Below are 8771 nucleotides of genomic sequence, written 5' to 3' on the forward strand. Positions count from 1 at the left end.
CGCTTCGGTTTTTTTGTCTGTGCCGTTCTGTACAAAGCAGCAATCAGAGTCGCTGATTGCCCGGCAACACGCTAGTCTATAACGCTGCCGCGAGCTTGCTCGTGGTTCAGACGATCATTAGATTAGTCAATAGTTTGAGCTGACCATAATAAACACAAGGTATACGTATGGCACTGACTGACCAGTCCACCGGGATTCGCAGCGGCGAAGAACTGGACGCCTCCCTGATAGATCCGTACCTGAAGGCGCATCTGACGGATCTGCGTGGCACCCCGGCGATCAGTCAGTTCCCCGGAGGCGCATCGAACCTGACCTACCTGATTCAGTACCCAGAGCGCGAGTTGGTGCTGCGGCGCCCACCGTTCGGACACAAGGCGCGATCGGCACATGACATGGGTCGTGAATACCGCATTCTCAATCAGCTCAGGAATGCCTTCCCCTATTGCCCGCAAGCGTACCTGCACTGCACGGATGAGTCGGTGATCGGCTCGGAGTTTTACGTGATGCAGCGCGTCAAGGGGATCATCCTGCGCTCTGATCTGCCGCCCGAATTGGCGCTGGATGCACGACAGACTGAAGACCTGTGCAAGAGCTTCATCAACAAACTGGTGGACTTGCACCGCGTTGATTACCAGGCGTGCGGCCTGGGTGATCTGGGCAAACCCCAGGGTTACGTGCAACGGCAGATTTCGGGCTGGTCGGAGCGTTATGAAAAAGCGCGAACCCCGGACGCTCCGGCATGGGAGCAGGTCCAGGCGTGGCTGGCAGACAAAATGCCCGCCGACTCGCCCACCTCCAGCATCGTGCATAACGACTACCGCTTCGACAATGTGATCCTCGATCCGGATAAGCCGATGAACATCATCGGCGTGCTGGACTGGGAACTGACCACGCTCGGTGATCCGCTGATGGACCTGGGCAATACCCTCGCCTACTGGGTCCAGGCTGACGACCCGCTGCCGGTTCAGTTGACGCGTCGCCAGCCGAGCAATGCCCCCGGCATGCTGACGCGCCAGGCGTTCGTCGACTATTACGCCGAACGTTCGGGCATCCGTATCGACAATTTCGACTTCTACTACACCTACGGCCTGTTTCGTCTGGCCGGTATCGTGCAACAGATTTACTACCGTTTTTTCCATGGACAGACTCAGGACAAACGCTTTGCCCGGTTCATTGACATGAACAGGCTGCTGGAGCAGATGAGCCTGAATGTAATCACCAAATCCAGCCTTTGACCGCCAACGCCAAGACAAGGAAACGACATGTCCAGAACCCAGCTTTTCGACCTTGATGGCAAGGTTGCTTTTGTTTCAGGCGCGAGCCGGGGAATCGGTGAAGCCATTGCCATGCTGCTCGCTCAACAGGGCGCGCACGTTGTTGTGTCGAGCCGCAAGCTCGACGGGTGTCAGGCGGTTGCCGACGCCATCATCAGCGAGGGCGGCAAGGCCACAGCCATTGCCTGCCATATTGGCGAGATGGAGCAGATAACCAGCGTTTTCGCCCAGATTCGCGAGCAATTCGGGCGCCTGGATATACTGGTCAACAACGCAGCCACCAACCCGCAGTTCTGCAATGTGCTGGACACCGACCTCAGCGCGTTTCAAAAGACCATCGACGTTAACATTCGCGGCTATTTCTTCATGTCGGTGGAAGCCGGCAAGCTGATGCGCGAAGGCGGCGGTGGCAGCATTATCAATGTTGCATCCATCAATGCGGTGTCGCCGGGTGCCTATCAAGGTGTCTATTCAATGACCAAAGCGGCGGTGGTCAACATGACCAAGGTGTTCGCCAAGGAATGCGCCGAGTTCGGAATTCGCTGCAACGCTTTGCTGCCCGGCCTCACAGATACCCGATTTGCATCGGCGCTGGTCAAGAACGATGCGATTCTCAATATGGCCCTGGCGCAGATTCCGCTGAAACGCGTCGCAGCGCCCAGCGAAATGGCTGGCGCGGTCTTGTATCTGGCGAGCGCAGCATCCAGCTACACCACCGGCGTTGCGCTTAATGTCGACGGCGGATTTTTATCCTGATGTCTGGAACTGACTGCCACGCTGAAAAATGAATTAATTTTCCATATTTTATATTTATGGAATATATTTTCCGCACAACAACAATCCTCTCTGGAGAATGTCATGCGGGAAAACCCTTCTACGTCGCAGGCGCAACTGGGCATCGGGCTGATCGGCACCGGTTTCATGGGCCGTGCCCACGCCCTGGCCTTCGGCAATGCCAATGCCGCCCTTGATCTGCCGGCACGCATTCGGCTGACCGCCCTGGCGGATGCGGACAGCGTCAGGGCCGAGCAGTGCGCTAGCGCCTGGGGCTTCGATCACAGCCACGCTGACTGGCAGCACCTGATCAGTGATCCGCAGGTGCAGATCGTGGCGATCACAACGCCCAATCATCTGCATTTCCCCATGGCCATGGCCGCCATCGCCGCAGGCAAGGCAGTGTATTGCGAAAAACCGCTGGCGGTGAGCCTCGCCCAGGCCGACGACATGCGCCGTAGCGCCAAGGCCGCCGGGGTTGTTACTCAGGTTGGCTACAACTACCAGCACAACCCTATGATCGGCCTTGCCAGGGAAATGATCGACGTGGGCGAACTGGGCGATATCGTCAGTTTTCAGGGTGAGTTCAGCGAGGACTTCATGGGCAACCCGTCGTCCCCTTGGTCGTGGCGTTGCGAAGCGGCGCATGCGGGCGGCGCGCTGGCCGATCTGGGCAGTCACTTGCTGGCGATGGCTCGCCATTTGCTGGGCGATGTCGAAGCGGTCTGCGCAGACTCCAGCACCGTACACCGCCAACGCCCTGCGAGGAACGGAAGCCAGGAAATGCGCAGCATCGCAGTGGATGACCAGACCCACGCACTGCTGCGTTTTGCCAATGGTGCGCGCGGAACGTTCAGTAGCAGTTGGCTGAAACACGGCTACAAAAACCACCTGAGTTTCGAAATCAGCGGCACCAAGGGCACATTGGCATTCGATCAGGAGCGCCTTAACGAACTGCGCATCTATCGCACTGGCGCAGCTGGGCGCGATGGTTTTCAGCGTCTTCTGGCAGGCCCTGCGCAACCCGGTTACGCGGCATTCTGCCCGGCACCGGGCCATCAGCTGGGTTACAACGAACTCAAGGCACTTGAGGTACAGGCACTCATTCTTGCGGTATGCGGCAAGGGCGCCGTGGTCCGGACTTCGAAGAAGCCTGGCAGATCGAGCGTCTGGCGACTGCCATTCGCCTCGCCGCCGCCGAGCAACGCTGGGTCGCGCTCAGCGATATCTGACTTCCTGCAACGCTTGGCAAGGGGGTAGAATGCGCCACATTCAGGCAGCCATTCTGCCCCCTCCCGCCTCCCCTATAAGCACGCTTGCCACCATGCCTTTTGAACTCAGCGTCGACCTGACCACCCTCGCCATTCTTGCTGTCGTTGCGTTCATCGCGGGTTTTATAGACGCCATCGCCGGTGGTGGCGGACTGCTTACTACACCCGCCCTGATGACAGCCGGTCTGCCACCGCATCTGGTGCTGGGCACTAACAAGCTCAGTTCGACGTTCGGTTCGGCAACCGCCAGTTTTACGTTCTATCGCCGCAAACTGTTTCATCCCAGACAGTGGATACACGCAATGGTCGGCACTGCGGTGGGTGCCGCAGCCGGCGCGGTCATTGCTCATTACCTGCCAGCCGAATGGCTGAACCAGATGTTGCCGGTCATTGTGTTCGGTTGCGGGCTGTACTTGCTGTTTGGCGGCACGCCCAAGGCACCACTGGATAGCAATGCTCCGATCAAAAAGAAATGGCAACTGCCACAAGGGCTGGGGCTGGGCTTCTATGACGGTGTTGCCGGGCCCGGTACCGGCGCCTTCTGGACGGTCAGCACGCTGCTGCTCTACCCGGTGGATCTGGTCAAGGCCAGCGGCGTGGCGCGCAGCATGAATTTCGTCAGCAATGCCGTGGCGCTTTCGGTATTCATATTTTCCGGCCAGGTGGACTATATCATCGGCCTGAGCATGGGCCTTGCGGTAATGCTGGGTGCCTACTTCGGCGCAGGCACTGCAATCAAGGGCGGTGCCAAATTCATCCGCCCAGTGTTCATCACCGTGGTATTGGGACTGACCGTGCGCCTAGCCTGGCAGCACTGGTTCGGGGGCGCCTGAGCGCTCGGCCAGATACGCCTCGATAAGATAGCGGGCGATAGAACGGTTGGCCGGTAACGGCGGCAAGTCATCAACATGAAACCAGCGTGCGTCCTCGATTTCTTCCGCTTGGGTCACTATGTCACCGCTATCATATTCGGCATGGAAGCCAAGCATCATCGAGTGCGGAAACGGCCAGCACTGGCTGCCCATGTATTTCAGGTTTTTGATGCGCACCTGCACTTCTTCCATCACTTCGCGGTGCACGCAGTCTTCGGCAGACTCGCCCGGCTCTACAAACCCTGCCAGCGCGCTGTACATGCCGGTGACAAACCGTGGTGAGCGGGCCAGCAGTATTTCATCGCCCCGCGTGACCAGCACGATCATGCTCGGGGAAATACGCGGGTACAGACGCAGGTTGTCGTGCTCGCAGAACATCGCCCGCTCTCCACGGATCTGCACCGTCGCACGACCGCAGGCTCCGCAAAAGCGATGCTCTCTGGCCCACGTACTGACTTGCGCGGCGTAGCCGAGCATCTGGAAGACCGCAAAATCGCCTTCCAGCATGAACTGACGCAAGCCTTGCCACGAACAGCCCTCGACCGCAACCGGGCGCTCAAGCACCAGCAGGTAGACAGGCTCACCCTCAAAATAGCCGATGCCGTGCTCGCTCTGCACTGGCAAATCCAGCCCCGCCAGCCAGCCTCTGGGGAACATTGCCCCATTGGTATCCAGCAAAAACCCCTGATCACTCTGGACCACAGCCAAACCACCATCGGCCTCGACATCCAGAACTGCAGTTGTCCAACGCTCCGGGTGCGCCATGGAAAAACTCCTTTGCTCAGATTCGAGCTCTATCATGAATCAATTATCGAAGACCGGCTTGTGCTTGTTCATCTGCGCAACCATCGCCAGCTTCAGGTCAGGTGATTGCAGCATGGCTGCGTTCCAGATGGCAACGTGTTCCAGGCCGTCCTCCACTCGGTGATCGCGCATGTAGCTGATCATTTGCTTGGTGCCTTCGATGGCAATGGGTGATTTGCCGGCTATCTCCCGGGCCACCGCGAAGACGCCCTGCAACAGACCTTCCAGGTCATCGAAGGTGCGATTGACCAGCCCGATCCTCTGCGCCTCTTCAGCTCCCACGGTACGCCCGGTATAAGCCAGCTCACGCAGCACGCCATCGCCGATGATTCGCGGCAGACGTTGCAGAGTCCCTACATCCGCTGCCATGCCCATGTCGATCTCGCGAATGGCAAACTGGGCGTCGGCGGCGGCGTAACGCATGTCACAGGCCGAAATCAGGTCTATGGCACCACCCAGGCAATAGCCCTGAATAGCAGCCAGAACCGGCTTTCGGCAATTTGCCACTGCAGTGAACGAAGCCTGCATGTCACGGATCTTGCGCCTCAACAGCCGGGCATTACGGCCTGGATCCTTGCCCATCTGGTTGGCAACAGAAGCCAGCAATGCCAGATCGATACCCGACGAAAAATGTTTACCCGCTCCGCTGAGTATTACTGCCCGCACTTCGTCATTGCGCTCAATCCAGTCGAATATGCCGATTATTTCAGTCCAGAACGCCTCGTTCATTGCGTTGAGCTTTTCAGGCCGGTTGATCTGTACGTGAGCAATGCTGTCAGCCAGCTCGACCCGGAGACTTTGATAATCGGTCACGACGTGATCCTCAGGGCATGTTGAGTATTCAGGCGCTGGACTATAACAACAGCGACGCAATCATCGTAACCGGGCTTAAGTGACATTTGCCGGACCGACCGCCAGCCGCGTTTGTATATTCGCTGTACCCGCTACCGTTAAATAGTGTGAACGGTCAGAATGCCGGGAGGTCCAGTAATCAGTGATAGCAAAACCTATATGGGTTATTAGAGGGCGATACTTGAATACGTCAAAAGCGGCAACCGGGATTGAAGGTCTGGATGACATCCTTGCGGGTGGTCTTTCACGCAGTCATGTTTTTCTCCTTGAAGGAGAACCCGGAACCGGCAAGACAACCGTGGCACTGCAGTTCCTGAAGGCAGGCGCAGCAGCGGGTGAAATATCGCTGTACATCACCCTTTCCGAGACTGAAAGCGAGCTACGCTCGGGTGCTGCCTCACACGGCTGGGAGCTTGACGATCAGATCAATATTTTCGAGCTGACGCCGCCTGAAAGCTTGCTTGATGCGGATCATCATCAAAGCCTGCTGTACTCCTCGGATCTGGAGCTGGGCGAAGCGACGCGGCAGATATTCGAGGTGGTGGAGCGGGTCAAACCCTCTCGCGTGGTGATCGACAGCCTCTCGGAAATTCGTCTTCTGGCGCAAAGTTCATTGCGCTACAGACGCCAGATTCTGGCCATCAAACATTACTTCACGCGTTATAACGCGACGGTATTGCTGCTCGATGACCTGACCACCGAAGCGCTGGATAAAACCGTACACAGTGTGGCCCACGGGGTTATCCGTCTTGAAGCGCTGACACCCACCTACGGTGCCGAGCGTAGACGGTTGAAGATCGTCAAATACCGCGGCCAGAAATACCGCGGCGGTTTCCACGACTTCACCATCGCCGAGAACGGCATCCATGTATTCCCACGCCTGGTAGCGGCCGAACACCGCTCCAATTACGCCCGTACTCAGGTCAGCAGCGGCATCACAGAACTGGACGACCTGCTGGGCGGCGGCATAGAAAGCGGCTCCAGCACGCTGATTCTGGGCCCTGCCGGGACCGGTAAATCGCTTATTTCACTGGTTTTCGCGGCACAGGCAGTGGCACGTGGCGAGCGCGTGGGGCTGTTCATATTCGATGAAGAAATGGGCCTGCTGTTCGAACGCATGCTCAAGCTCGGGATTGACCTGCGGGCGCTTCAGGAAACCGGCAATCTGGTGGTCGAGCAGATCGACGCGGCTGAGCTTTCTCCTGGCGAGTTTGCGCACCGCGTAAGGCGCGCAGTGGACCGCAAGCAGATAAAGACCGTGATCATCGACAGCATCAACGGTTATCAGGCGGCAATGCCGGAAGAGAGCGCACTGGTTTTGCACATGCATGAGCTTCTGCTCTACCTCAACCGCCAGGGCGCATCGACCTTCATGACCGTTGCACAACACGGGCTGGTCGGTGACATGCGCTCACCGGTCGACATTACCTACCTTGCCGACAGCGTTATTCTGTTGCGTTATTTCGAAGCTTTGGGTCAGGTGCGTCGCGCGATATCCATCATCAAGAAGCGCACGGGCACTCACGAGTCCACTATTCGTGAATACCGCATCAGTGCCAACGGTCTGAAGATCGGTAAGCCGCTTGAAGCCTTCCAAGGCGTACTGCGCGGGGTGCCGTCATACTTTGGCGACAAGAAACCGCTGCTTGAGGATGACGACCTGTGAGTATTCCAGGACTGTTGTCGGAGCGCGCAATCATTCTGGTGCCCAGAGGTCGAGACAGTCAGATCGCTATGCGGATCCTCGATGAAGCCGGCTACCTGGCAACGGTGGCCCATGACCTGTTCGAACTGGTCAAAGAGTTGAGCTCGGGCGCTGGCCTGGCAATCATCGCCGATGAGGCGTTGCGCAATAGTGACATTAAACCGCTGCTGGACCTCATCAGTCGCCAGCCAGCGTGGTCGGATCTGCCGATCGTCCTGATGACTCATCATGGCGGTCCGGATCACAATCCGTCTGCACGGATGGGTAATCTACTGGGCAATGTGACCTTTCTCGAACGACCCTTCCATCCTGCGACTCTGGTCAGCCTGGTCGTCACGGCCGTGCGCGGGCGCAGACGTCAGTATGAAGCACGAGCGCGCATGGAGGACCTGCACGAAAGTGAAGGCCGTCTGCAGAATGCGCTCAAGGCCGGCAGGCTGGGCTCCTGGTTGCTGGAAGCGGAATACCTCAAACTGACTTGTTCGGATATTACTAAAAGTCACTATGGCCGCAACGAACAGGACACGTTCAATTACGACGACTGGCTCGCCGCTGTGTATTTCGAAGATCAGCCCAGAATGCAGTCGGCGCTTCAGCGCAGCCTGGACACCGGTGTCGATCTGATCATCGAATACCGCAACGTCTGGCCGGATGGCTCACTCAGTTGGGTGGATGTGCGCGCCCGCGCCATTTGCGGCAAGAACGGTCTGGTCAGTTCTCTGGCAGGCGTGACCTCTGACATCACCGAACGCAAGCAAGCCGAGTCGCAATTGCGGCGTCTCAATGAAACATTGGAACAACAGGTCAAAGAACGCACCTCGCAGTTGCGCCACAAGGAAGACATTCTTCGTCAGTCTCAGAAAATGGAAGCAGTCGGCCAATTGACCGGCGGTATTGCCCATGACTTCAACAACATGCTGACCGGGATCATCGGCAGCCTGGAATTGATAAGAAGACGCCTGGCGCGCGGAAGTATAGAGGACCTCAACAGCCTGATCGACCTGGGTGTGACCTCGGCGAATCGCGCCGCAGCACTTACCCATCGCTTGCTGGCATTCTCGCTGCGCCAGTCACTGGACTCAAAGCCGGTGGAGATGAACCATCTGGTCAATGCCATGGACGAACTGTTGCAGCGCAGTGTCAACGAGAGCATTCATTTGCAATTGCGCATGGCCAGCGATCTGTGGACTGCAGAAGCGGACCCTAAGAGGGTGTAGAC

Annotated in this window: 6 protein-coding genes and 2 pseudogenes; 6 read left to right on the forward strand and 2 right to left on the reverse strand. The window is 57.8% G+C overall.

Going from position 1 to position 8771, the window contains the following annotated elements:
* Nucleotides 1-167: 167 nt before the first annotated feature.
* From ALO64_RS18025 to ALO64_RS18040, 4 genes and pseudogenes are all read left to right on the forward strand, one after another.
* On the forward strand, nucleotides 168-1235 hold the full coding sequence (locus tag ALO64_RS18025) for a phosphotransferase family protein (protein WP_044343969.1): 1068 nt from the start codon (nucleotides 168-170) through the stop codon (nucleotides 1233-1235).
* A gap of 27 nt (nucleotides 1236-1262) precedes the next feature.
* Nucleotides 1263-2030 (forward strand): SDR family oxidoreductase, encoded by a 768-nt coding sequence (locus ALO64_RS18030; RefSeq protein ID WP_044343968.1) that lies wholly within the window; start codon nucleotides 1263-1265, stop codon nucleotides 2028-2030.
* 102 nt (nucleotides 2031-2132) lie between these two features.
* Nucleotides 2133-3280: pseudogene (locus ALO64_RS18035) on the forward strand (Gfo/Idh/MocA family protein).
* A gap of 92 nt (nucleotides 3281-3372) precedes the next feature.
* Entirely contained in the window at nucleotides 3373-4152 is a 780-nt protein-coding gene (locus tag ALO64_RS18040) for a TSUP family transporter (RefSeq protein ID WP_044343984.1), read from the forward strand.
* On the opposite strand, the gene nudC is transcribed toward ALO64_RS18040, so the two are convergent.
* Complete coding sequence (gene nudC / locus ALO64_RS18045) at nucleotides 4120-4956, reverse strand: NAD(+) diphosphatase (protein ID WP_044343967.1); 837 nt, start codon at nucleotides 4954-4956, stop codon at nucleotides 4120-4122. The genes ALO64_RS18040 and nudC overlap by 33 nt on opposite strands.
* 39 nt (nucleotides 4957-4995) lie before the next feature.
* Entirely contained in the window at nucleotides 4996-5808 is an 813-nt protein-coding gene (locus ALO64_RS18050) for a crotonase/enoyl-CoA hydratase family protein (protein WP_044343966.1), read from the reverse strand.
* A gap of 220 nt (nucleotides 5809-6028) precedes the next feature.
* Here ALO64_RS18050 and ALO64_RS18055 point away from each other — a divergent pair, with 220 nt between their 5' ends.
* Entirely contained in the window at nucleotides 6029-7513 is a 1485-nt protein-coding gene (locus tag ALO64_RS18055; protein WP_010209544.1) for an ATPase domain-containing protein, read from the forward strand.
* Nucleotides 7510-8766, forward strand: a pseudogene (locus ALO64_RS18060) (PAS domain-containing protein); the annotation flags it as partial. The gene ALO64_RS18055 and the pseudogene ALO64_RS18060, both read left to right, overlap by 4 nt.
* Nucleotides 8767-8771 lie beyond the last annotated feature (5 nt).

The sequence above is a fragment of the Pseudomonas meliae genome (genome assembly GCF_001400515.1).
GTDB lineage: Bacteria > Pseudomonadota > Gammaproteobacteria > Pseudomonadales > Pseudomonadaceae > Aquipseudomonas > Aquipseudomonas amygdali.